At 59.9% G+C, this 1,067-nt stretch carries 1 protein-coding gene; it reads right to left on the bottom strand.

Translation table 11 applies throughout. The annotated features are described in order from the left end of the window. Positions 1 to 24: 24 nt before the first annotated feature. Complete coding sequence (locus ACIP1U_RS32630) at positions 25 to 1,017, bottom strand: IS110 family transposase (protein WP_400324089.1); 993 nt, start codon at positions 1,015 to 1,017, stop codon at positions 25 to 27. Positions 1,018 to 1,067 lie beyond the last annotated feature (50 nt).

Below are 1,067 nucleotides of genomic sequence, written 5' to 3'. Positions count from 1 at the left end.
GCGGGAGAGCAACTGTGTTTAAAGTCAAGGCGTAACGGAAGGCAGAACATGCTTAGCCGGGTCCCACATTGCGCCGTCTCTGGCCATCGCATTCAGGATGGTCAGAAGCTTGCGCATGCAGGCGACGATGGCAACCTTCTTAGGCTTGCCGGCCGCGAGCAGACGTTGGTAGAACGACGCAATGGCCGGGTTGTAGCGCTTAGCCGACAGCGTGGCCATGTACAGCACCGCGCGCACTTCGCCACGTCCGCCCCAGATGCGTCGCGGACCTTGCCGTTTGCCGGAATCATTGGCCAACGGTGCAACGCCGACCAGCTTGCTGATGGCCTTTCGCCCCAGCTTACCCAACTCCGGCAGAGCCGCCAGCAACGTCATGGTCATCACCGCGCCCACACCTTTGACCGCTTCAAGCAGCGTACGCTGGTCTTTGAAATGCTTCTCGATGTGCCAGTCCACATCCTTGTCGATTTGGCCGATCTGCTTGTCCAGCGTCCGGATCACCGCGCGGATGCTACGTGCAGCCTGTGGCGACGCCTTCTCCAACCGATTGCCTTCAGCCACACGCATCTCCAGCAACTGCCGTCGGCGCGTCATCAACGATGTGAGCTGCTCGCGATGCGCTTCCAGCGGGGCGGTGACGTATTTTTGGCGGTCTTGATGGCGCGCCAGTACGTTGGCAAAGTCGCGCAAGCACCGGGCGTCCACCTGATCGGTCTTGGCCAACATGCCCATCGACTTGGCAAAGTCTCGGGCCTGACGTGGATTCACGCGCGCGACTTCGATACCTGCCTGCTGCAGCGCGCATACCAGCCCACGCTCGTAGCCACCGGTGGCCTCAATCACCACCAGATCAACGTCGGATGCTTTGAACTTCGCGGCCAGCTCGCTCCATCCCAGGGCTTCATTGCTCAAGCGCAGACCTTGATCGCTCCAGTAAGCATCAAGATGCTCTTTGGATACGTCAATTCCGGCGTTTGGCCGTTGTCCCTGGTTCGATTCCCTGCCTTGCGGATGCATACTCGGTATTGGCAACTGTTCGGGTTACACGAATTGGATAGAACGGGCCG

Origin of the sequence: Cupriavidus sp. NPDC089707, from assembly GCF_044748965.1 — a bacterium.
In the GTDB taxonomy this organism is placed as follows: Bacteria; Pseudomonadota; Gammaproteobacteria; order Burkholderiales; family Burkholderiaceae; genus Cupriavidus.
Note: the sequence above shows the minus strand (reverse complement) of the source record. Positions and strands in the feature narration are given on the sequence as shown.

Excerpts from the sequence above, each read along its gene's own strand:
- ACIP1U_RS32630 (WP_400324089.1), bottom strand. The coding sequence starts at position 1,017 with ATGCATCCGCAAGGCAGGGAATCGAACCAGGGACAACGGCCAAACGCC.